This is a genomic window from Mycetocola sp., from assembly GCF_046716805.1.
GTDB lineage: Bacteria > Actinomycetota > Actinomycetes > Actinomycetales > Microbacteriaceae > Mycetocola_A.
On sequence record NZ_JBKJWH010000038.1, the window covers coordinates 24,262 to 46,623 of the forward strand.

A 22,362-nucleotide genomic window follows, 5' to 3' on the forward strand; every position below is an offset into this window, starting at 1 on the left:
AGGAGCACCATGCGAGTCGCCATACCCCGTGAGGTCAAGAACAACGAGTTCCGCGTAGCCATCACCCCGGCCGGAGTTCACGACCTGACCGTTCACGGCCACGACGTCTATCTCGAGAAAGGCGCAGGCGAGGGGTCCTCGATCTCCGACGACGCGTATGTTGCAGCCGGAGCGACGATCCTTCCGAATGCCGCGTCGACGTGGGAACGTGCCGACCTGGTGCTCAAGGTGAAGGAACCGGTCCCATCCGAGTACCGGTATTTCCGGTCGGACCTGATCCTGTTCACCTTCCTGCACCTCGCAGCGGAACCTGACCTCACGCAGGCACTCGTGAAATCGGGCATCACGGCGATCGCGTACGAGACCGTGCAACTGCCGAACAGATCGCTTCCGTTGCTCGCACCGATGAGCGAGGTCGCCGGCCGTCTGGCAACCATCGTCGGCGCGAACACCATGCTCAAACCGAACGGTGGGCCGGGCCTTCTCGTTCCCGGCGTGCCTGGGACCTCACCGGCCCGCGTGACCGTTCTCGGTGGCGGGGTCGCCGGCACCAATGCCGCCTCCGTCGCGGTCGGTCTCGGCGCTGACGTCACCGTGCTCGACACCAACATCGCCCGGCTTCGGGAACTCGACGCCCTGTACGCGGGACGGATCAAGACCATCGCCAGCAACGCGTTCGAGATTGAGCATTCGCTCCTGAGCGCCGACCTGGTGATCGGTTCCGTGCTCGTCGCCGGAGCGCAGACGCCGAAGCTCGTCAGCAACGCCCTTGTTGCCAGGATGAAGCCGGGCAGTGTGCTCGTCGATATCTCAGTCGACCAGGGCGGATGTTTCGAGGATTCGCACGTGACGACGCATGCCGACCCGACCTTTCCCGTCCACGGCTCGGTGTTCTACTGTGTCGGCAACATGCCGGGTGCCGTGCCGCACACCTCGACGTACGCCCTGACCAACGCGACCCTCCCGTACGCACGCGCGATTGCGAATGCCGGCTGGCGGGAAGCGTTCGCCGCCGATCCCGCCCTGGCGCTCGGGCTGAACGTCCACCACGGTGCCGTGTACAGCGAACCGGTCGCCACGGCTCACGGTCTCCTCCACGAGGAGCTGTCGGCGCTGATGTCGGCAGCGCCGGCCTAACCGGTCGACGGCGAACGGACACTGACCCGGCTGACCGTGCCCCCGGGTTCGACCAGCCAGGCTCTGTCAGGCAGCCGGGCGAGCAGCGGCGGTCGTTCCCGGATGCGGGTGAGGGAACGGAACTCGGCAACCGAGCATCCGTCGACGAGCACGGCGGCGTCCGCACGCAACGCGGTGAGAAGCGGCCAGTGCGCCTGCCACTGCTCGCTGTCACCGACGATCACGACGGGAGTGTCAGCGCTCCGGCGGACGTCGTCGACGGTGATCCGGCCGGACGGCGCATCAGTCAGCGCCGCAACCTGAACCGGGGGCCGGGCCGGAAATTCCGCGTTCCGGGACAGAATCTCCTCGACCCGGCGCGCCGGCGCACGGGACACGACCAGCCACACCGCGTGGTCCGCCCAGTCGACCCGCCGGACGGTTTCGCCCGCTGCGTGCCTGGGCGTGCGGCTCGCCGGCGTTTCGGGAGCGCAGAGCTGCACCTCGATGCCGCGCCAGATCGCGCTGCCCGGCCGGCGCCCCTCCGCCCACGCGCTGCTTTCGCCGCCGGCAAGCAGGTGTTCCTGCCGGTTCGCCGTTCCGAGGAGCACTGTGGAGCCGACGAAACCGCTGAGCGACGCCGTTGGCCCGGTCAGCCGCTGCACCGCCACGACGACGTGGACGCGGCGGCGCGGACCGTCACGGAGAAGTGTCAGGATGCCGTCGCGCAGCTCGACGGCGTCGTCGGCGTCGATTCCCGCGAGGAGGGAGTCGAGGTCATCGACGAGCACGAGCACAGGAGGCGCGTCAGCCGGCGACGACGCAATGGCTGCGGTGAGCGAATGCACGACGTCCCACGCCCGTTCCGGGTCCGGGCCGATGCGCTCGACGACGACAGACGCCAGTCGTTCCGCCTCGGCCGCGATCGTGTCGAGAAGTGTCGACTTGCCGGTGCGCGCCATGCCGAGGACGAGCATGCTGCCGTCAGCTTCGGGATCCCAGGCTGCCGTGTCCTGGCGCTGCTCGGCCGGCAGGTCCGCGAGCCCGAGACGGATGCCGGAAATCGACTCGTCGAGGCTGTCGCGGTCCACCCACGCCGGGAGGGGGTCAAGCCACGGTCGTCGGGCCGCTGGCATCGGTGGCCATCGGTTCTCAACGCTGGTGATGTCGGCTTCGGTCGTTGTGGCGACCTGAAGCGTCACCGGGCCGGCGGGGTCGGCGAGGACCAGCCGGCCGGGAAGGGCCGCCGGCAGGAACGCGGCAGCGTCCGTCCCGAGGATCGCCGTGCTGTCGGCCCGATTGTTCACTCGGAGCGACATCCGTAATCCGCAGTTCGCGAGGAGTGAATCTTTCACGACGCCGGCTGGTCGCTGCGTGCACAGGATCAGGTGCATGCCGAGCGAGCGGCCGCGAGCGGCGACGTCGACGAACAGGGCGTGCAGGTCCGGGAAGCGGTCGAGCATCGCCGCGAACTCGTCGACGACGATGACCAGTCTCGCCAGATCGGGAGCCTGGGCGATGTCGCGGGCCCCGAGCTCCCGGAGGCACCGCTCTCGGAAGCGCACCTCGGCGCGCAGGCTCTCGAGCGCCCGTGCGGCGGAGCTCGAATCGAGGTCGGTCAAAACTCCGACAACGTGCGGGAGGCCGAGCAGCGGCGCGAACGCCGCGCCGCCCTTGAAATCCACCAGCAGCAGGGTGACGACGCTCGGCGGGTACCGTTCCGCGACGCTCGCCACCCAGGTGACCAGCAGTTCACTTTTGCCGCTACCCGTTGTGCCTCCGACGATCGCGTGCGGGCCGTCAGAGACAATGTCCACACACACCGGCCCTGCGGCCGTCGCACCGAGAACCGCGGACAGCGACAGCCCACCGGCCGGCGGCGCTGCTCCAGCCGACGCCTCGGAGAAGCCGACAGCGTCGGGCAGTTCGGCGTGCCCGAGCGCTCCACCGGCCTGAAGGGCAAGCGCAGCCAGCGCGTCGGCGAACCGTCGCGACTCGGCGGCGGAGACCAGCTCCACCCTCAGTGGGACCGGCTCGGCCGGCCCGGCGACGGTCGTGCGATGGAGGACGGCAGCCGCTGTCCCGGTCAATTCGATCACCGTCGAACATCGCGTGGGGATCCTGTCCAGCCGGTCGGCGAGCACGACGAGGATGTCAGCCGAAACGGGAGTCGCAGCATCCGGCGACACCTCGGCCACCAGCAGCGAGGAAGCTCCGTCGCGAGGGTGACGATGGGGCAGGGAGGATGCCCATTCCCAGCCGGGCGGAACACCGACTATTGTGAGCACCTCGGGGCTGGCTGCGGCACACAGCTGCACGAGGAGTCCGCGGGCCAGAGCGTGGGCGACGAGCGGAAGGCCGACCACACCGATCCCATCGGAGGCATTCACCTCGAACGGCACATCGGACACCGTTCGGGCACGCTCTCTCAGCGCCGCCGTCCCCTCCCCCGGTGGACCGTCCACGCGGACAGCGCTGGGTTGTTCGCCACGCCCGGCGACCACGAGAAATCGCCGATCGGGGGACGCACGCCATCGGGCGAAACCGATCGCGGAGGCATCCGGGGCGTCGAGGATCCGCCTGGCACCCGCAGAGGAGGCATTCCGACGCCGCCGCTCTGCGGTGTGCCTCTCATCCACCTGGCCAGAAAGCCTGTCGAGTTCCGCCCGATACGCCGCGGTGTCTGAGCGCAGGCGCCGACGGGCCGACCAGCGGTTGTCGAGCACGCTCGCCACGGCGATGATCGGGCCGAGCAAGGCGAAGATGAGAACGAACGGCGATCGGGTGAGCATCCAGATCACAACGGATGCGACGACGGGCGCGATGCTTGCGACCACCGGGAACGGAGACCCGGGGACCGGAGCCGGCTCAGCGGGAACGAGAATCGGGTCGTCGAGAAAATCGTGCATGCCGCAACTGAATCAGGAACGATCCGCTCCGGACGGGCGATGCGGCACCGGGTGGAGAACCGGGGTTCGCGACAGCGTCAGTGGAGGACCGGTGTCAGGGCGTTTCGGCGTCGGACGACGCCTGGTCGGTGTGGTCGACGAGGAGCTCGTCGAGGACGATGGCGCTGACGTTGTCACGGCCGCCATTTTCGAGCGCCGCGCCGACGAGGCTCCGCACCGCATCCTCCGGGGTCCTGCTCTGCATGAGGAAGTGACGGAGCCCGAAATCGGTGAGTTCCTTGGTCAGCCCGTCTGAACAGACCAGCCAGCGGGCGCGATCTGCCGATGGCACATCGGTGTAGTCGGGCAGCGGGTCGTCGGTGAATCCGACGGCCCGGGTGATGACGTTGCCGTGCGGGTGGGATTCTGCTTCGTCCGGGGTGATTGCGCCGATCGAGATCAGTTCCTGCACGACCGAGTGGTCGAGGGTCACCTGGATGAGTTCGTCGCCGAGGAGTCTGTATACGCGGGAGTCACCGATGTTGAAGACGGTCCAGGCGGGGACGTCGCCGTCGGGACCGGAGAAGCCGAAGACGATCCCGGTCACCGTCGTTCCTGTGCCGAGCTCTGACTTGCCGACCTGTTCCAACATGTCGTCGACGGCCGCGCGAAGGGCGTTCTCCACCGCGCCCCGATCGACGGTGTCGCCTGAGGCGACACGTTCGGCGAGCCGGGCGATGACGGCGGCACTGGCTACCTCACCGGCGTCGTGCCCGCCCATGCCATCCGCGACCGCGAAGATCGGGTAGTCGACGATGAGAGCATCCTGATTGACCTGACGCTTCCGTCCGGTGTCGGTGACCGAGGCCCAGGACAACGTCAATGGCGCTCCGCTGGGCACGTCGACGACTCGCGATCCGGTGCGCACGTCGATGGCGGTCACGCAATCATCCTTTCAGAGCCCCACTAACATGTGGCCTGCGTCGATAATAGCGGTCGCGGCAGACCCCGGGAGACGAGGCTTACACGACGGCGTCGATTGCCGTACCATCCGTGGCGTCCGGCGGCACGTCCCAGGCCCAATCGGGGAGCCGGCCGGCCGAAAGCATCCGATCGAGAAGTTCCGCCAGGCCGTGCTCGGGATCGAGGGCGCGAGCCTGGGCAACCCAGCGCGCGGCGAGGGTTCCTGAGCCGAGCGACCAGTGCATCCACGCGAGCATGGTGACCAGCGGCGCCTGCGAACGGCGGGGAAGCCGAGGGATTGAATAACGAAGAACCCTGATGGCGGCCCTCAGCCTGCTGGGATCCGGTCTCGGCATGCCGAAACCACCGAGCGCCATCGCACCAGGCACGTCGCTGATGTCCTCGCCGGCGGAATGCCTGGCGTTCATTTCACCGACCGACACCCCGAACTCCTGGCCCCAGGCCCAGCTCAGCAGCACTTCGTCGCGGAGGGCAGGTGCCTGAACGAGGAAGGCCAGCAAAGCGGCGTCCCGGGGAAGAACCGGTTCCTCGCGTGGCCTGAGCAGGTCGTCGGCGAACCCGACGACGTCGCCCGAGAAGCGGTAATCGAACATCAGCGCGGGTCCCAGCTCGGCGGTACCACGCAGGGACTCAAGCTCCGTGTAGTGCTTGGCCGTTTGTTCGCGGGTTGGGAAATCGGCCGCCGGGAGCCGGGATTCTGCCTCCACATCAACGAGAGGCCGCTGCTGGGCGGTGCGGGCGAGCGTGTGCCGTGCCGGTGATTCGGCGATCAGCCCGAGCGGCCGCCCTTCGGGAGGGCAGTCCTCGTCGAGGTAGCTGCCCCAGGCATCCGATGCGACGCACAGCGCATCACGAACGAGGAACCCGGAGTAGCGCGCCCGGGAGAGGATGTTGTCGATCACCGCACGGTACGGCATCGCGTCGCCAGCAGTGAAGGTGTCGTCCGTGTAGACGACGAGGACGAGAGCGTCGACGTCAGAAATCCTGCAGACCAGGCCGAGCATCGTGGTGGCGGCGCGACGGCGGGCAGCGGCGGGCGCAGCGGCGTTCGGAAGGTCGAGTCGCAGCGCCCCGCACGTCCGGTTGCCGCGGAACGCAACCAGAACAATGCTCTGTTGCGGCTGGAACCCGGTCAGATGGGGGACGAGGGCAAGGAAGTCCTGCGCTTCGGCAGCCTTGATGATTGTGGTCATGCCCGGAAGCCTGACCCTCGCCGGCCGCTCCCCCGCCTGATCCGGGCCATCTGTGGAGAGTTCCGCGAACGGGCTCCCTTGTGGAGTACTACGCCCCGTCACTCACAGGAGTGCGAACGGGTACACCCGGCGTACCGCGTGAGCCCGTCCGGAACGGGTGAACGCGCGCGGCCCAGTCACCGGAGGCCAGGGCGAACCGCGCCGAGATCGCGTCAACAACGTCAGCCGGCGGATGCCACGTGCTCGCGGCGCCGCCCCGCGCGCGAATTCACGCGCTGCGGACCGATACACCCGGCGTACCGCTTGAGCCCGACCGGAACGGGTGAACTCGTCAGGCTCAGTCACCGGAGGCCAGGGCGAACCGCGCCGGGATCGCGTCAACTAGGTCCACTGACGGATGCCGCGCCGTCGCGGCCGCCGTGGGCGCGAATTCACGCGCTGCGGACCGATACACGCGGCGTACCGCGTGTTCCGGTCCGGAACGGGTGAACTCGTGCGGCCGCCGAAGCGCGGGGGCGGCCCCGGTCGCTCCCATTGGCCGAGACCGCCCGCGGTTCGTTCAGGCGTCGCCGCTGGGAGCGAAGAGCGCGGAGATCGTGTCGATGTCGTCGGGTGACGGATGCCACGCGGTCGCGGCATCCGCGTTCTGCACGATCTGCTCGGGTCGGGTCGCCCCCGCGATGACACTCGTGAGGGCTGGTTGGGCGAGCAACCAGGCGAACGTCGCCTGCAGCATGGTGATGTCCCGGTCGTCGCAGAACGCCTGGAACGCGTCGATCGCATCCCACGGGGCGCTGTCGAGCAGGTAGCTGCGCTGCCGCATGATCCTTGAATCGGCCGGTCCGCCCTCGCGGCTGAACTTGCCGGTGAACAGGCCGTTGTAGAGGGGGAAGTACGGCAGGAAACCGAGGCCGAAGTGCCGCACCGCCGGAAGCACCTCCCGCTCGGCATCGCGCACGATCAGGCTGAACTCGTTCTGCGCGGAGATGAATTTCGGATGCCCGCGAAGTTCGGCGGTCAGCTCGGCCTCCGCCACCTGCCAGCCGGCGAGGTTGGAATGCCCGATGTAGCGCACTTTGCCCTCGCGGATCAGGTCGTCGAGGGCCGAGAGGGTTTCCTCGATCGGAGTGACCGGGTCTGGGGTGTGCAACTGGTACAGGTCGATCCAGTCCGTCTGCAGTCGCCTCAGTGAGGCCTCAACGGCGAGGCGGACATAGCGGCGTGAACCCTTCGCTCCCCAGCCCTCGAGGCCGACATCGGCACCTGAGTGCCCGAACTTCGTCGCGAGCACCACCTGGTCACGACGGCCGCGGAGCGCGTTCCCCATCAGGGTTTCGCTGAGGCCGGGCTCCTTGCCGTACATGTCCGCCGTGTCGAGCAGCGTGACTCCGGCATCCAGCGCAGCAGAGATGACGGCATCCGTCCCCTCCTGCGTCTCGGTGGCGGTCCCGATCCTGCCGAAGTTGTTGCAGCCGAGTCCGATCGTCGAAACGCGGAGGCCGCTTCTGCCGAGGGTGCGGTATTCGATGTCTGCCATGCCCCAAGGCTAGCGGGGCGGTTCCTCCACAAGGCCGTTCTCCGATGAACCTCTCCCCATAAGCACTCCTGCAGCCCGGCCGTGGTCAGCACACTCGTACCGTCGTGGCCATGACACCTCGCACCCTCCCCCGAGAACCCCAGCCGACCCTGTTCGACAGGCCCGTCGGCCTCGTCCGCATGACGAGCCCGCTCGGGCGGATCGAACTCACGAGCGACGGCACCGCTGTCACCGGCGTGCAGATCGAACGAGACGGGCGGCTGCCTCGCGATGGTTACCGAGAAACGTCGATCGACGTGCTCATGACCGCCGCCGAGCAGCTGGCCGAGTACTTCGACGGTGAGCGGCGCCGCTTCGACGTCCCGATCGCCGCTGAAGGCACACCGTTCCAGTTCCGGGTCTGGACTGCTCTGGCCGAGATCCCGTTCGGCACGGCGAGCACGTACGGCCTTCTCGGCCGCGACCTCGGCCTGGGCGTCGCCGGGCGGGCTGTCGGTGGCGCGATCCGCGCGAACCCGCTTCCCCTGCTGGTCCCCTGTCACCGTGTCCTGTCTGGCGCGGGCCGGGTTGTCGGCTACAGCCAGGGTCAGGGGGTCGAGACGAAGTTGTGGCTCCTCGAGCATGAGGGCATCCAGCACCGCTAGCGTTATCCTGACGACGCCAGAGATTTCCCCGCAACGCCGAAGGACCACCTGTGACCGTCTCCCCCTCGCTGCTCGTCGGAACGGATGCCCGCTCCCGCTGCGCGTGGGTCGGATCCGATCCTGAGTACCAGAGGTACCACGACGAGGAGTGGGGTACCCCGCTTCTCGGCGACCGGCCCGTCTTCGAGAAGATCAGCCTCGAGGGTTTCCAGGCGGGGCTGTCGTGGATCACGATCCTCCGCCGGCGCCCCGCATTTCGTGCCGCCTTCGCCGATTTCGACATCGACCGGGTTGCGGCCATGACGGCGGATGACGTCGAGCGCCTCGTCGAGGATGTGTCCATCATCCGTCACCGTGGCAAGATCAACGCCGTGATCGGCAACGCCCGGGTCACGCTGCAGCTCGGCGAGAGCCTGTCGGACCTGGTCTGGAGCTTCCAGCCGGCGCCGGGGCGTCCGCGACCGACGCAGCTGAGCGACATCCCCTCCGTCACCCCTGAGTCTTCAGCGCTCAGCGCCGAACTGCGGCGGCGGGGCTACCGATTCGTGGGCCCGACGACGATGTACGCGCTGATGCAATCGGCCGGCCTCGTCGACGACCACGTCGCCGGTTGCTGGCGCGCCGAAGGCTGAAATCCGTCGGGATCAGACGATCAAAGCCAGGTCGCTCGTGCCTGGCAGCGGCTCGAGCTGAAACCCGGCCGTCGGTGCCCAGTCAAGCAGTTCGACGGCATCCGTGAACACGACACCCGCCTGGATCAGCGCGCGGGCGAACTCGCCCTTCGCTTTCTTGTTGAAGTGGTTGAGCGCGCGCCGCGTTCCACCTTCCACTTCGGTGAGCACCCGAAGGAAATGTGAGCCAGCCGGAGCGGGCCCCAACCCCACATAGGCCTCGGAGCGGAGGTCGAGCACGAGTCCGGGCTCTGCGGCGAGGGACGACGCGACGGCGCCCCGCCAGTGCCGCTTGAGCGGCCGCCCAGGGACCCGCGAATCGTGCGAGAGACGGTACGCCGGAATCGGGTCGAGCGCACCGACCGGCCCGAGCAGCGCCGCGTGGATGACGAGGTGGCGCCCGGCGAAGGAACGGGCCTGGGCGCTGAGGGATGCCGCGTCGAGGGCGTCGAACAGCACGCCGGTGTATCTGTCGAGGGCGGGCAGGGTCGGCGAGGTCCACAGCAGGCGATTTGTCTCCACCTCACCGTGCTGCTTCGGACCCAGTTTCAGGGCGGCGATTGCGGCATGCGGGTCCCGTGACAACGCGACGACATCCTCGGCCAGTGCGCGCCGCGCTTCGGTCAGCGCCGGGAAACGCAACAGCTCGAGGGACAACGAACGCCCCGTGCCGCCCGCTCTCTTCGTCTCAGACGGAGGGAGCAGAATCAGCACGGGGCGTTACGGGGGCCTTGCGGCGAATTACTTGACGAGGCTGGCGTTGCCGGCCACGACGGTGACGATGTTGTTGTCGACCGACAGGAAACCGTCGGCGGCGCGAGCGACGATCTTCTCGCCGTTCTCAGCGGTCACCCGCACTTCACCTTCAGCGAGAATGGCAAGCATGGGCTCGTGGCCGGGAAGAATACCGATCTCTCCCTCGACCGTCCGGGCGATGACCATGGAGGCGGTACCGGACCACACTTCCTGGTCGGCCCCGACAACACTGACCTTGAGCGTCGCCATGCTTAGCCGTTCTCCTTCTGGATCTGTGCCCAGCGCTCTTCGACGTCGCTGATTCCACCGACGTTGAAGAAGGCCTGCTCAGCGACGTGGTCGAACTCGCCGTTGGCGATCGCCGCGAAGGATTCGATGGTCTCCTTGAGCGGAACCGTCGACCCCTCGACACCGGTGAACTTCTTCGCCATGTAGGTGTTCTGCGAGAGGAACTGCTGGATGCGACGCGCACGGGCAACCGTGATCTTGTCTTCTTCACTCAACTCGTCGACACCGAGGATCGCGATGATCTCCTGGAGTTCCTTGTTCTTCTGCAGGATCGCCTTGACACGAACAGCGGTGTTGTAGTGGTCGTCACCGATGTACCGCGGGTCGAGGATACGGCTCGTGGAGGTCAGCGGGTCGATCGCCGGGTACAGACCCTTTGATGCGATCTCACGCGACAGCTCGGTCGTTGCGTCGAGGTGCGCGAACGTCGTCGCCGGGGCCGGGTCGGTGTAGTCGTCAGCAGGAACGTAGATCGCCTGCAGCGACGTGATCGAGTGACCGCGGGTCGAGGTGATGCGCTCCTGGAGGATACCCATCTCGTCGGCGAGGTTCGGCTGGTAGCCAACGGCGGACGGCATGCGGCCGAGAAGGGTGGAGACCTCGGAACCGGCCTGAGTGAAGCGGAAGATGTTGTCGATGAACAACAGCACGTCCTGCTTCTGCACGTCACGGAAGTACTCAGCCATGGTGAGAGCCGAGAGGGCGACGCGCAGTCGCGTTCCCGGCGGCTCGTCCATCTGGCCGAAGACAAGCGCCGTCTTGTCGAAGACGCCGGCTTCTTCCATTTCCATGATGAGGTCGTTGCCCTCACGGGTACGCTCGCCGACACCGGCGAACACCGACACACCACCGTGGTCGGATGCGACGCGCTGGATCATTTCCTGGATGAGGACCGTCTTGCCGACACCTGCACCACCGAAGAGGCCGATCTTTCCACCGAGAACATACGGCGTGAGAAGGTCGATCGACTTGATGCCGGTCTCGAAGAGCTCTGTCTTCGACTCGAGCTGGTCGAACGCCGGTGGCTTGCGGTGAATCGGCCAACGCTCGGTGATCTCGATCCGCTCGCCAGGCTCGGCATTGAGAACATCGCCGATGACGTTGAAGACCTTGCCCTTGGTGACGTCTCCAACAGGCACGGTGATCGACTCACCCGTGTCGGTCACTTCCTGGCCGCGGACGAGTCCGTCGGTCGGGTTCAGCGCAATCGCGCGGATCAGGTCGTCGCCGAGGTGCTGCGCAACCTCGAGCGTGAGAACCTGGGTCTGCCCGGCCATGTTGACGGTGGTCTTCAGGGCGTTGTAGATACCGGGGATCGCGTCGTGCGGGAACTCGATGTCAACAACCGGACCGGTGACGCGGGCGACTCGGCCGGTTGCGCCGGCCTTCACCTCGCTCGTGTCCTGAGCGGTGGCAATGTCTGTCATGCTCTTCTTCTCTCTTCGTAATCGAAAGTTACTTGGCGGACGACAGTGCGTCTGCGCCGCCGACAATCTCGGAAATCTGCTGGGTGATCTCGGCCTGGCGCGCGTTGTTACGCAGTCGCGTGTAGTCCGTGATGAGCTTGTCTGCGTTCTCGCTCGCGGAGCTCATCGCCTTCTGCGTCGCCGCGTGCTTCGCAGCAGCGGACTGGAGCAGGGCGTTGAAGATCCGGCTCTCGATGTAGACAGGCAGGAGCGCGTCAAGCACCGTGGCCGCGTCGGGCTCGAACTCGTAGAGCGGGAGGACGGTCTTGTCATCCGGCTCTTCGACACCCTCGACGATCTCGAGGGGCAGCAGGCGGACGACCTCGGGAACCTGGCTCATCATGCTGACGAGGCGGTTGTAGACGATGTGAATCTCGTCGACTCCGCCGTCCGAAGCATCCAGAACGAACTTCTCGAGAAGCGCTGCACTGATTTCCTGGGCCGTCGCGAACGTCGGGTTCTCGCTTTCGCCGATCCACTGACCTTCACTGGCGCGCTTACGGAACGTGAAGTACCCGACGGCCTTGCGGCCGATGAGGTAGTAGACGACGTCCTTGCCCTGGCTCTTGAGCAGCTCGGTGAGTTCGGCGGCTTCGCGCAGGACCTGCGAGTTGAACGCGCCGGCGAGGCCGCGGTCAGACGCGAAGATGACGACGGCTGCCCGTTCGACGGTCTCCGGCTCGGTGGTCAGCACATGGTCGACGTTGGAGTACGTCGCCACGGCTGACACCGCGCGGGTGATCGCCCGGGAGTATGGACCGGATGCCGCAACCCGTGCTTGCGCTTTCGCAATGCGGGAGGCGGCGATGAGTTCCATCGCCTTCGTGATCTTCTTGGTCGTCTGCGCAGACTTGATTTTCTGCGTGTAGACCCGAAGTTGAGCACCCATTACTTATCGACGTCCCTTGACGATCTTTTCCTGGTTGACGTCTTCAGCCGGAAGCTCCGTGAACTGCTCGGAGCCCGGGCCGCTGAGGGGCTTGCCCGCACCGGTCTGGAACTCCTGCTTGAACCGGTCGACGGCAGCGTCGAGTTCATCGACGATGTCATCGCTCAGCACGTTGCTGTCGCGGAGCTTGGTGAGGACCTGGGTGTTGCGGCCGAGGTAGTCGTGCAGTTCGCTTTCGAACCGCAGGATGTCTTCGACCGGGACCTCATCGAGCTTGCCCTTGGTGCCTGCCCAGATCGAAACGACCTGGTTCTCGACGGGCATCGGCGAGTACTGCGGCTGGCGCAGCAGCTCGGTCAGTCGGGCACCGCGGTTGAGCTGGCGGCGGCTGGCCTGGTCGAGGTCGGATGCGAACATCGCGAACGCCTCGAGCGAGCGGTACTGCGCGAGCTCGATCTTCAGCGTTCCTGAAACCTTCTTGATGCTCTTCACCTGGGCGTCACCGCCGACTCGCGACACCGAGATTCCGACGTCGACCGCTGGACGCTGGTTGGCGTTGAACAGGTCCGACTGGAGGAAGATCTGGCCGTCGGTGATCGAGATCACGTTGGTCGGGATGTAAGCCGAAACGTCGTTGGCCTTCGTCTCGATGATCGGAAGACCGGTCATCGATCCGGCACCGAGCTCGTCGGAGAGCTTGGCACAACGCTCGAGCAGACGGGAGTGCAGGTAGAAGACGTCACCGGGGTATGCCTCGCGTCCTGGCGGACGGCGCAGCAGCAGCGAAACGGCGCGGTAGGCCTCTGCCTGCTTCGACAGGTCGTCGAAGACGATGAGGACGTGCTTGCCGCCGTACATCCAGTGCTGGCCGATGGCCGAGCCGGTGTACGGGGCGAGGTACTTGAAGCCGGCCGGGTCAGAAGCGGGAGCCGCGACGATGGTCGTGTACTCCATGGCGCCGGACTCTTCGAGCGCTGCCTTGATGGCGGCGATCGTCGAACCCTTCTGGCCGATGGCGACGTAGATGCAGCGAACCTGCTTGTTGACGTCGCCCGAGTCCCAGTTTTCCTTCTGGTTGATGATGGTGTCGATCGCGATCGCCGACTTACCGGTCTGGCGGTCACCGATGATGAGCTGGCGCTGGCCACGGCCGATCGGGATCATGGCGTCGATCGCCTTGATGCCAGTCTGCATCGGCTCGTGCACGCTCTTGCGCTGCATGACACCAGGTGCCTGCAGTTCGAGGGCGCGGCGACCTTCAGCCTTGATCTCGCCGAGGCCGTCGATCGGGGCGCCGAGCGGGTCGACCACGCGACCGAGGAATGCGTCGCCGACCGGGGTCGAGAGCACCTCGCCTGTGCGGGTGACTTCCATGCCTTCGACGATTCCGCCAAATTCACCGAGCACGACAACGCCGATTTCGTTCTCATCGAGGTTCTGCGCGAGGCCGAGGGTTCCATCCGCGAAGCGGATCAGTTCGTTTGCCATCACGCCAGGCAGACCCTCAACGTGGGCGATGCCGTCACCGGCGTCGGTGACGTATCCGACCTCGGTGGTGGTGGCCTTACCCGGCTCGTAAGCCGTGACGAAGTCCTTGAGAGCATCCCGAATCTCGTCGGGGCTGATCGTAAGTTCTGCCATCTTCTTCCCTATCTGTGTGGGGACGAATGTCCCCTACGTTGTCTACTGGCGCTAGCCAGCAAGCTGAAGTCTAAGTTCGCTGAGGCGTGAGGAGATACTGCCGTCGATGACGTCGTCACCGATCTGAACACGCAGTCCGCCGATGACGCTCGGGTCGACGACCTGGTTGATTCGGAGTTTGCGGCCGTATTGCGCCGCGAGCCCCTTCTCGAGACGCTCGACCTGGGCTGCCCCGAGGGGGAACGCGCTGGTGACGGTTGCGACGATGTAACCCTGCTGGTCAGCGATGACGGAAGCAGCGTGGCGAAGAAGTTCTCCGATACGACGGCCGCGGGGCTGCAACACGAGGTGCTTGACGATCTCGACGGTCTCGGCCGAGCCGTTACCGCTGAGAAGCTTCTGAACCAGGACACTCTTTGAGTCCTGTCCGCCGAGCTTCGAGCCGAGCGCGAGCTCGAGCCCTGCGTCCGACGACACCGACTGGCTGAACGCGAAGAGCTGCGCATCCAACCGGGCGTCTGGCCCGGCGGCGACAGCAGCGGCCCGGAGGCCGAGTTCTTCGATACCGCCGAGAAGGTCGTCAGCGTTCGACCAGCGCGCGGAAACGATCTCCCGGAGAAGATCGAGCGCCTGCGCGCTGAGCTGGGTGCGGAAGACCCGGTCAATGACCGAGGCCTTCACATTGCCCTCGGCCGACGGGTCGGCGAGGAGCGAACGCAACTGACCCGATTCACCGATGACCCGGCCTGCCGCGAAAAGATCCGTAGCTGTGGCCAGGTCGATGCGCCCGGTGTCAGACAGGGCCTTCTTCGAGGACGCGAGAGCTTCCCGAGTTGCGCTTCCCATTATTTGGTTGCCTTCTCCGAAGCTTCGAGTTCAGCCAGGAAACGATCGACGATGGCAGTCGCCTTGGCGTCGTCAGCGAGGGTCTCGCCGATGACGTTGCCCGCGAGGTCGATGGCGAGGGTGCCGACGTCACTTCGAAGGGAGACGAGAGCCGCCTGCCGCTCAGCTTCGATCTGCGCCTGCGCGCCTGCCGTCACTCGTGCAGCTTCGACCATCGCCTGGCTGCGAGCCTCGGTGACGATCAGCTTGCCGTCTTCGCGAGCTGACTCGCGAATACGGCCAGCCTCCTGACGGGCCTCGGCGAGCTGAGCGGTGTACTGCTCGAGTGCTGCCTCTGCCTGGCGCTGTGCTTCATCTGCCTTGGCGATGTTGCCCTCAATGGCCGCAGAACGCTCATCGAGCATGGTCTGCATCTTCGGAAGAATTTTCTTCCAGAAGAATGCCAAGAGGATGACGAAACACACCAGTGACCAGACGATGTCATAGGTCTCGGGGATCAGAGGGTTCTTGGTAGCACCCTCTTCAGCCGCCGCAACGAGTGCGTGAAGCATCTTGCCTCCTTACGAGGGGTGAAAGAGGTCTAGTTGGTGAAGATGAAGTAGGTGGCGATGCCGATGAAGGCGAGCGCCTCGGTGAAGGCGATACCGATCCACATCAGGACCTGCAGGCGGCCGGCCAGCTCGGGCTGACGAGCAACACCCTCGATGGTCTTGCCAACGACGATTCCAACGCCGATGGCGGGGCCGATGGCTGCGAGACCGTAACCGACCGTCGCGATGTTTCCGTTGATCTCGGCGAGAACGGTTGTTGCGTCCACGTGTGTTTCCTTCCGTGATGAAAAAAGCAGGCGGTTGCCGGCTTTTAGTGCTCTTCAGCTACCGCGAGCTGAATGTAAACCGCGGTGAGCAGGGTGAAGACATAGGCCTGGAGCAGTGCAACCAGGATTTCGAACAGGGTGAAGGCGAAGCCGAAGGCGAGCGTGACGCCGCCGAGCGGGATGAACCAGCCACCGAGGGTGACGACGAAGAACTGGGTGGCGGCGAAGAAGAGAACCAGAAGGAGGTGGCCGACGACCATGTTCATGAGAAGTCGGAGAGTCAGCGTGACCGGCCGGATGACGAACGTCGAGATGAACTCGATCGGCGTCACAATGATGTACACCGGCCACGGCACCCCTGCTGGGAACAGCGAGTTCTTCCAGAACTTGCCTGGGCTCTTCTTCATGCCGGCGTAGATGAAGGTGATGTACGAGATGACCGCGAGCACGAGCGGAACACCGATGACGCTCGTTCCGGCGATGTTCAGGAACGGGATGATGCCGGTGATGTTCATGGCGAAGACCATGAAGAACATCGTCGTGAGGATCGGGAGGAAGCGCTTTCCGTCCACCTTGCCGAGGAGGTCCTCCGCGATGTTGACGCGAACGAAGTCGAGCGCCATTTCGATCAGGCTCTGGAACTTGCCCGGAACGATCCTCATCTTCCGCGTGCCGAGCCAGAAGACGATCACCAGGGCGAGGACCGAGAGGAAGCGGATCAGCATGATCCGGTTGATGTCGAATCCGGTACCCTCGAACAGAACAATGTCCGGGAAGAATTCCATGATCGACGGCCCGTGGAAGGTCCCGTCGTCGGTTGAGGTCTGAACCAGTAAGTTCACAGCGTTAGCTAACAGCGCGCTCTCCTGTTTCGGGCGTGGAGCTGAGCTCTCGCGACGACGAACGGTGGGGTGTGCCCGACGCACATACTTCTTGCGACATGTTCGGGCGGGGAATCTTCGATAACACTATCAAACGATGCGTAAGCCGACGAATTGAGAGCCCGTTTATTTGGGCCGGTTCTGGTCGCCGGGGAGGGAGACATCGCTGGCGTACGGCATCCGTGACTTCGACACGATGAGAACGTCGACAGTGAGTGCCGCGATCACGCCGGCGATGATGCTGAGGAAGAGCACCGTGGGGTTGATCCAGGGCTGGTCCTTGAGGAGCACGGCGAGCACGAGGAAGAGCACGAACTTGACGAGCCAGCCGCCCATCACGATGCCGAAGAAGATGGGCACGAACAGGTCGGTACCGAACCACCGGTTGGCAAACAGGATGCTTGCGGCTGTGATCCCCAGGAACACGATCGACATCGCGGTGCCGATCAATGCGCTGATCAGGCCGCGGTTTCCGTCGAAGAGGAACCCGAGTCCCCCACCGACCACCGCGATCGCGACGGCGAGGAGGCCGCCCCACTTGAGGCTGGCTTTGAAGATCTCTGCTGACTTCATCGGGGTTCCTTGTCTGGGGTTGCGAGGTTCTCATCGGTGACGGGCAGGTCGCGGTCCCGGAGGTCCGAGGCCTCGTCAAGCGGGTCGTACATCGCGAGCGTTCCTTCCGGCGCCGCCTGCGCGCGAATCTCCGCTGACTTGCGGCGACCGAGCGGAGCGAGGGTGAACACGGTGCAGACGAGAACGCCGACGATGAGGAATCCGAGGCCGAACCAGTGCGGCTGGAAGACGAAGAACAGGAGGCACGACAGTGCGATGACCGCTGTCCACGCGTAGAAGATGAGCACCGCGTGAAGGTGCGAGTGACCCATGTCGAGCAGGCGGTGGTGAAGGTGCATCCGGTCTGCACTGAAGGGGGATTTCCCTGCGCGGAGTCGGCGGATGACGGCGAGCGCGAAGTCGACGAGCGGGACGACGAGGATGGCAAACGGCAGGATGATCGGGATGAATGCACCGATGAGCTGGCTGCGTCCGACTCCTGCACCGCTGGTCGGGTCTGCGTTGAGCGCCGACGGGTCGATCTGGCCGGTGATGGCGACCGCTGACGTCGCCATCAGAAGACCGACCAGCAGCGCACCGGCGTCTCCCATGAACATCTTCGCCGGATGCCAGTTCATCGGCAGGAAACCGGCGCACGCGCCGACGAGGACGGCGGAGATGAGCAATGAGAGGTTGAAGTACGTCGACTGCCCGAGGTCACGGACGAGGAGGTAGCCGTAGACGAGGAACACCCCGTTGGCGATGAGTCCGACGCCGGCCACGAGACCGTCGAGGCCGTCGATGAAGTTCACGGCGTTCATCACGAGCACGATGGCGAACACGGCGAGCGCCGCTGACATCCAGGAGGAGCCCACCGTCAGGCCGCCGATCGGCAGCGAGTAGATCTGCACTCCCAGCCAGGCGATGAGGCCCGCTGCCATGAACTGGCCCGCGAGTTTGATCATCCAATCGAGGTCCCAGATGTCGTCGGCGATACCGATGAGCACGATCAGGAGCGAGGCGCCGAGGATGGCGAGGATGGGCCCGGGCGGGTTGAAGGTCTGTTCGAAGAACGGGGTGACCCGGGAGATGAGATAGGCGAGCCCGAAGGCGGCGACAACGCCGATGAACATGGCCACGCCGCCGAGTCTCGGGGTCGGCCGCGTGTGCACGTCACGCTCACGGATGCTCGGGTAGAGCTTGTACCGCAGCGCCACCTTGTAGACGAGTAGCGAGAGGACGAACGTGATGAGCGCGGTTGCCAGTGCGATCAGGGCGTAGAGGATCATGCCGTTGACACACCGTCGACGGCTGCGGGCTCGTCGAGCAGGTCGCCGAGGACCTCGCGCAGTTGGGAGCGGGTGACAGCGCCTTCCCGGAGGATTGTCACCTTGCCGCGCGGGGCGACCAGGGCGGTCGCGTCGACGATGGTGGATGCCGTCGACTCGCTGGGGCCGCCGTCGAGGTAGACATCGACCGATTCCCCGAGCATGTCCATGGCTTCCTGTGCCGTGGTGGCCGCCGGCTTGCCGGTGAGGTTGGCGCTTGAGACGGCCAGCGGGCCGGTCTCCTCGAGCAGTTCGAGGGCGATCCGGTTGTCCGGCATCCGGACGGCGACGGTTCCGTCGGTGTCTCCGAGGTCCCACGCCAGCGACGGCTGCGCTGGCAGGACGATGGTGAGTCCCCCTGGCCAGAACGCGTCGACGAGGTCGCGGACGGCATCCGGAATCTCGGCGGCGAGGGCCTCGAGCGTCGCGATCCCCGGCACGAGAACCGGCGGAGGCGACTGGCGGGTGCGGCCCTTCGCGTCAAGGAGCTTCTGCACGGCAGCCGGTGAGAAGGCGTCGGCGGCCACGCCGTACACGGTGTCGGTGGGGATCACGACGAGTTCTCCCTTACGCACGGCAGCACGAGCGAGGCGCATGCCGGCGAGGAGGTCGGAATCCTGGGAGCAGTCGAAGAGGCGAGACATCTCGCTGATTCTATCGCGGACCCGGTGAAAGGATGCCGCTAACGCGGGTCCTGATCTCCGATCGATATCCGAACGACGACGCGAGGCGGGGACAATCCCCCGGTGCACGTCAGTAGGGTGGGCGGCTTGTCGGTGGATCAGGAACTGCGCCGGGTGGCCGCCAGGGCGTCGGCGGCGCGGATCAGGCCCAGGTGACTGAAGGCCTGCGGAAAATTACCGGCGAGGCGACCGGTACCTGGATCGTACTCCTCGCTGAGCAGCCCGAGGTCGGTTGCGTATCCGACCAGTTGGTTCATCAAACGCTCCGCATCCTCCAGCCTGCCGCTCATGGCGTACTGCTCGACCAGCCAGAAGTTGCAGATGAGGAACGGATACTCTTCCCCCTCCAAGCCGTCCAGCCCGGTGTCGGTCCGATACCGGTGCAACAGGCCGACCTCATCCGCGAGGTCTTGCTCAATGCGGGTGACCGTACCCATCATCCGGGGGTCGTCGTAGTCGACGAATCCGGTATGTGGCAGCTGAAGCAGCGAGGCGTCGACCTCCCGGTTGTCGTAGGTCTGGGTGAAGCTGCCGAGTTCGTCGTCGAAGCCGTGCTCGTCGATTTCGGTGCGCAGGCGGTCGCGCAGCTCGCGCCAACGTTCAACGGGGCCCTCGAGGCCGTGCTCCTCGACAGCGCGGACTCCCTGATCGAAGGCGGCCCACATCATTGCCCGCCCGTGCGTGAAATAGTGGGTCTTCCCGCGCATCTCCCAGATGCCGTGGTCCTTGCGTTCAAAGTTGTCCTCGCAATACTGCAGCAAGCCCTGCTGCAGCCCCCAGGAGTACTCGTCCTCGCGCTCACCAGCGTCGCGCAGCGCGCCCAGGGCGATCATCACCTCACCCACCACGTCGGCCTGATACTGGTCGGCAGCGCCGTTCCCGATGCGAACCGGTCGCGAGTGCTCGTAGCCACCCAGGTGATCGAGTTCGGACTCACGCAAATCACGCTCGCCTGCCAGTCCGTACATGATCCGCACGCCGTCCACGTCGCCGGCGACGCTTCGCAACAACCAGTCTCGCCACAGGGTCGCTCCCTTGGTCAGGCCGTGAGCGATGGCAACCTCGATGGTCAGCGCAGCGTCGCGCAGCCAGACGTAGCGGTAGTCCCAATTGCGAGAGCCGCCGAAATTCTCCGGCAGGGAAGCCGTGGGCGCTGCCACAATGCCTCCCGTGAGCGAGTGGGTCAGGCCGCGCAACACCAGCAGCGAACGCCGAACGATTGGCTGGTGGTGGGGGTGGGCGGTCAACTGGGCGGCCCACTCAGTCCAGAACTGCACCGCCTGATGGTACGCGTCGTCCGGGTCGTCTGGAGTGGGTGGCTCCTCGTGCGAGGGGAACCAAGTCATCTGCCAGTCCAGCCGCTCGCCGACCGACATGTCGAACCGTCCCCCTAACCGTGTGGCTCGACCGCCGGTGGGTGTGCCTTCTTCGTGAGGCTGCTGCCAATGCAGCATCGGCCCGCTGAACAGCAACCCCTCTGGACCGGCCACCGCCAGCAGTGCCGGCCGGTCCGGTTGCGATATCGTGCGGACCCAGGGGGTGGCCCTGGCGTAGTCGAAGCGTATCCGCAAGTCGTGCTCGACCGTTACGGTTCCCTCGAGACACTCGACCCGTCGCACCAGGTCGGAGTGTTCGTTGCTGGGCGGCAGGAAGTCGGTGATTCTCGCAACGCCGGTCGGGCCCCGCCAGGTCGTCTCCAGCACGAACGTGTCTGGCACATAGCGGCGCTCCGTAACCTCACCGTCGGCCACCTGCAGAAGCCAGCGGCCATCGTCGGCGTCACCCAGGAGCGCACTGAACAAAGCGGGTGAGTCGAACCGGGGCAGGCACAGCCAGTCAATGCTGCCGCCCCGAGAGACCAGCGGGCCGGTCCGAAGATCGGACAGGAAGGCGTAGTCCTCCAGATGAGTGCTCATGACTCCCTTTATACTCGAGCGCCCCGATGACCTTCCAAGAACTCAGGCCAGTCGCACTGGCGAACGCCTGCCTACAAGCTGAGCTCTCACGATTCTCCGATCAGCATGGCGGTGTTGGCTGTTACGCCCGGATCGCCGTCGTCGTTCGGTCTCGCTGGGTCAGGTCGCGGAACGTCGCCGCCGCCCGCCAGCCGTCGCCGGTGAGGATGTCGCGGATTGCCTCACCCTGCAGTTCCCCGTGCTCAACGATGAGAGTTCCGCCTGGACGGAGCAACCGCGCAGCCGTCTCGGAGAGCTGGCGGATGACGTCGAGGCCGTCCTCTCCCCCATACAACGCTGCCGCTGGATCGAAGAACCGCACCTCAGGGTCGTGCGGGATCGCGGCGTCAGGCACGTACGGCGGGTTGGAGATGACGACGGATGCCGACCCGTCGAGTTCGGGGAAGGCTCCGGCCAGGTTCTCGAAGACGAGGGTGGCATTGGCTGCCGCCGTCTCGGTGAAGTTCTGCCGTGCCCAGAGGAACGCGTCGACCGAGTTCTCGGCGGCGTAGATGCGCGCATTGGGCACTTCGGTTGCCATCGCGAGCGCGATGGCGCCGGAGCCGGTGCCGAGGTCGATGCCGATCGGCTCCGCATCCGGCATGGAGCGCAGGGCATCGATCGCGAACTGGACCACCTGTTCGGTCTCAGGCCGCGGCACGAACACTCCTGGGCCGACCGCGAGGGAGAGGGAACGGAAGGCGGCCCGGCCGAGAATGTGCTGGAGCGGTTCACGCTGGGCGCGCCTGTCGGCGAGCAGCGTGACCGACTGGGCCACCGCATCCGTCACCGGGCGACCGGTCAGCGCCGCGGCCTGGATCTCCCCTCGCCCGAGCTCGAGCGCGTGCCCGACGAGGAGTTCGGCATCGACATCGGGGTTAGGTACCCCGGCTTTCGCCAGGACCTCGGTGATCGAGGTGACGAGCGTGCCGACGGTTGCGGTTTCCGGGGTCATGAAATGCGGGGCCTGCCTGTTGGAAGAACGGCGGGGAAGGAAAACCGCCGATCCTCGAGCCTACTCGCCGGCGTTCTGGGCGACACGTCCGGCCTCTTGCGCGCTCCAGCAGCTCGCGCGGCTGAAACGGCGCTGTGCGGGTGCGACACGGTAGTTGTCAACCTGTCTGAGACAACAGGTGGGTATTGATTCCAGTGGATTGGGGCAATGCGGGTGCGACCGGACGGCGTCTGAATCGTTCGGGATGCTTCTGCCAGTAGCGATCGAGGCTG

General features: G+C 65.7%; 21 protein-coding genes. 3 read left to right on the top strand and 18 right to left on the bottom strand.

Annotated features, from left to right (window positions below):
• Window positions 1-9 precede the first annotated feature (9 nt).
• Complete coding sequence (ald, locus tag ACLQ62_RS03140; RefSeq protein WP_411720207.1) at window positions 10-1,137, top strand: alanine dehydrogenase; 1,128 nt, start codon at window positions 10-12, stop codon at window positions 1,135-1,137.
• On the opposite strand, the gene ACLQ62_RS03145 is transcribed toward ald, so the two are convergent.
• The 4 genes from ACLQ62_RS03145 to ACLQ62_RS03160 all read right to left on the bottom strand — a co-directional run bounded on the left by ACLQ62_RS03145 (window position 1,134) and on the right by ACLQ62_RS03160 (window position 7,718).
• Window positions 1,134-4,025 (bottom strand): FtsK/SpoIIIE domain-containing protein, encoded by a 2,892-nt coding sequence (locus ACLQ62_RS03145; RefSeq protein WP_411720208.1) that lies wholly within the window; start codon window positions 4,023-4,025, stop codon window positions 1,134-1,136. The two genes, ald and ACLQ62_RS03145, sit on opposite strands and share 4 nt — an antisense overlap.
• 94 nt (window positions 4,026-4,119) lie before the next feature.
• Window positions 4,120-4,947 (bottom strand): PP2C family protein-serine/threonine phosphatase, encoded by an 828-nt coding sequence (locus ACLQ62_RS03150; protein ID WP_411720209.1) that lies wholly within the window; start codon window positions 4,945-4,947, stop codon window positions 4,120-4,122.
• A gap of 79 nt (window positions 4,948-5,026) precedes the next feature.
• Complete coding sequence (locus ACLQ62_RS03155) at window positions 5,027-6,181, bottom strand: DUF4192 domain-containing protein (RefSeq protein ID WP_411720210.1); 1,155 nt, start codon at window positions 6,179-6,181, stop codon at window positions 5,027-5,029.
• A gap of 559 nt (window positions 6,182-6,740) precedes the next feature.
• The gene (locus tag ACLQ62_RS03160; RefSeq protein ID WP_411720211.1) at window positions 6,741-7,718 is read right to left on the bottom strand and encodes an aldo/keto reductase; all 978 of its coding nucleotides are present in this window, start codon (window positions 7,716-7,718) and stop codon (window positions 6,741-6,743) included.
• Window positions 7,719-7,828: 110 nt separating this feature from the next.
• On the opposite strand from ACLQ62_RS03160, the gene ACLQ62_RS03165 reads away from it, so the two are divergent.
• Window positions 7,829-8,362, top strand: a complete 534-nt coding sequence (locus ACLQ62_RS03165; protein WP_411720212.1) for a methylated-DNA--[protein]-cysteine S-methyltransferase — start codon at window positions 7,829-7,831, stop codon at window positions 8,360-8,362.
• A 50-nt stretch (window positions 8,363-8,412) separates the two neighbouring features.
• Window positions 8,413-8,994 carry a DNA-3-methyladenine glycosylase I gene (locus ACLQ62_RS03170; RefSeq protein ID WP_411720213.1) on the top strand — a complete coding sequence of 194 codons (582 nt, stop codon included), beginning with the start codon at window positions 8,413-8,415 and terminating at the stop codon, window positions 8,992-8,994.
• A 12-nt stretch (window positions 8,995-9,006) separates the two neighbouring features.
• On the opposite strand, the gene ACLQ62_RS03175 is transcribed toward ACLQ62_RS03170, so the two are convergent.
• The 14 genes from ACLQ62_RS03175 to prmC all read right to left on the bottom strand — a co-directional run bounded on the left by ACLQ62_RS03175 (window position 9,007) and on the right by prmC (window position 22,090).
• On the bottom strand, window positions 9,007-9,747 hold the full coding sequence (locus ACLQ62_RS03175; protein ID WP_411720214.1) for a YaaA family protein: 741 nt from the start codon (window positions 9,745-9,747) through the stop codon (window positions 9,007-9,009).
• Between the two features lie 27 nt (window positions 9,748-9,774).
• Window positions 9,775-10,038: a F0F1 ATP synthase subunit epsilon gene (locus tag ACLQ62_RS03180; protein ID WP_411720215.1), complete on the bottom strand. Its 264-nt coding sequence runs from the start codon at window positions 10,036-10,038 to the stop codon at window positions 9,775-9,777.
• Between the two features lie 2 nt (window positions 10,039-10,040).
• A complete protein-coding gene (gene atpD / locus ACLQ62_RS03185; protein WP_411720216.1) occupies window positions 10,041-11,504 on the bottom strand; it encodes a F0F1 ATP synthase subunit beta in 1,464 nt (487 codons plus the stop codon).
• A gap of 28 nt (window positions 11,505-11,532) precedes the next feature.
• Window positions 11,533-12,432, bottom strand: coding sequence for a F0F1 ATP synthase subunit gamma (locus ACLQ62_RS03190; protein ID WP_411720217.1), 900 nt, complete (start codon window positions 12,430-12,432; stop codon window positions 11,533-11,535).
• A gap of 3 nt (window positions 12,433-12,435) precedes the next feature.
• Entirely contained in the window at window positions 12,436-14,073 is a 1,638-nt protein-coding gene (gene atpA, locus ACLQ62_RS03195; RefSeq protein ID WP_411720218.1) for a F0F1 ATP synthase subunit alpha, read from the bottom strand.
• Between the two features lie 51 nt (window positions 14,074-14,124).
• Window positions 14,125-14,919, bottom strand: a complete 795-nt coding sequence (locus ACLQ62_RS03200; RefSeq protein ID WP_411720219.1) for a F0F1 ATP synthase subunit delta — start codon at window positions 14,917-14,919, stop codon at window positions 14,125-14,127.
• Window positions 14,919-15,470, bottom strand: a complete 552-nt coding sequence (locus ACLQ62_RS03205; RefSeq protein WP_411720220.1) for a F0F1 ATP synthase subunit B — start codon at window positions 15,468-15,470, stop codon at window positions 14,919-14,921. The genes ACLQ62_RS03200 and ACLQ62_RS03205 overlap by 1 nt, the downstream gene beginning before the upstream one ends.
• Before the next feature lie 29 nt (window positions 15,471-15,499).
• Complete coding sequence (atpE, locus tag ACLQ62_RS03210) at window positions 15,500-15,736, bottom strand: ATP synthase F0 subunit C (RefSeq protein WP_108390493.1); 237 nt, start codon at window positions 15,734-15,736, stop codon at window positions 15,500-15,502.
• 44 nt (window positions 15,737-15,780) lie between these two features.
• The gene (gene atpB, locus ACLQ62_RS03215) at window positions 15,781-16,578 is read right to left on the bottom strand and encodes a F0F1 ATP synthase subunit A (RefSeq protein ID WP_411720221.1); all 798 of its coding nucleotides are present in this window, start codon (window positions 16,576-16,578) and stop codon (window positions 15,781-15,783) included.
• A 165-nt stretch (window positions 16,579-16,743) separates the two neighbouring features.
• A complete protein-coding gene (locus tag ACLQ62_RS03220) occupies window positions 16,744-17,190 on the bottom strand; it encodes a hypothetical protein (RefSeq protein WP_411720222.1) in 447 nt (148 codons plus the stop codon).
• Window positions 17,187-18,458 (bottom strand): MraY family glycosyltransferase, encoded by a 1,272-nt coding sequence (locus tag ACLQ62_RS03225; RefSeq protein WP_411720223.1) that lies wholly within the window; start codon window positions 18,456-18,458, stop codon window positions 17,187-17,189. Before ACLQ62_RS03225 ends, ACLQ62_RS03220 begins: the two co-directional genes overlap by 4 nt.
• Window positions 18,455-19,141 carry an L-threonylcarbamoyladenylate synthase gene (locus ACLQ62_RS03230; RefSeq protein ID WP_411720224.1) on the bottom strand — a complete coding sequence of 229 codons (687 nt, stop codon included), beginning with the start codon at window positions 19,139-19,141 and terminating at the stop codon, window positions 18,455-18,457. Before ACLQ62_RS03230 ends, ACLQ62_RS03225 begins: the two co-directional genes overlap by 4 nt.
• Window positions 19,142-19,278: 137 nt before the next feature.
• Window positions 19,279-21,108, bottom strand: coding sequence for a glycoside hydrolase family 15 protein (locus ACLQ62_RS03235; protein WP_411720227.1), 1,830 nt, complete (start codon window positions 21,106-21,108; stop codon window positions 19,279-19,281).
• Between the two features lie 109 nt (window positions 21,109-21,217).
• Entirely contained in the window at window positions 21,218-22,090 is an 873-nt protein-coding gene (gene prmC / locus ACLQ62_RS03240; protein ID WP_411720225.1) for a peptide chain release factor N(5)-glutamine methyltransferase, read from the bottom strand.
• Window positions 22,091-22,362: the final 272 nt, after the last annotated feature.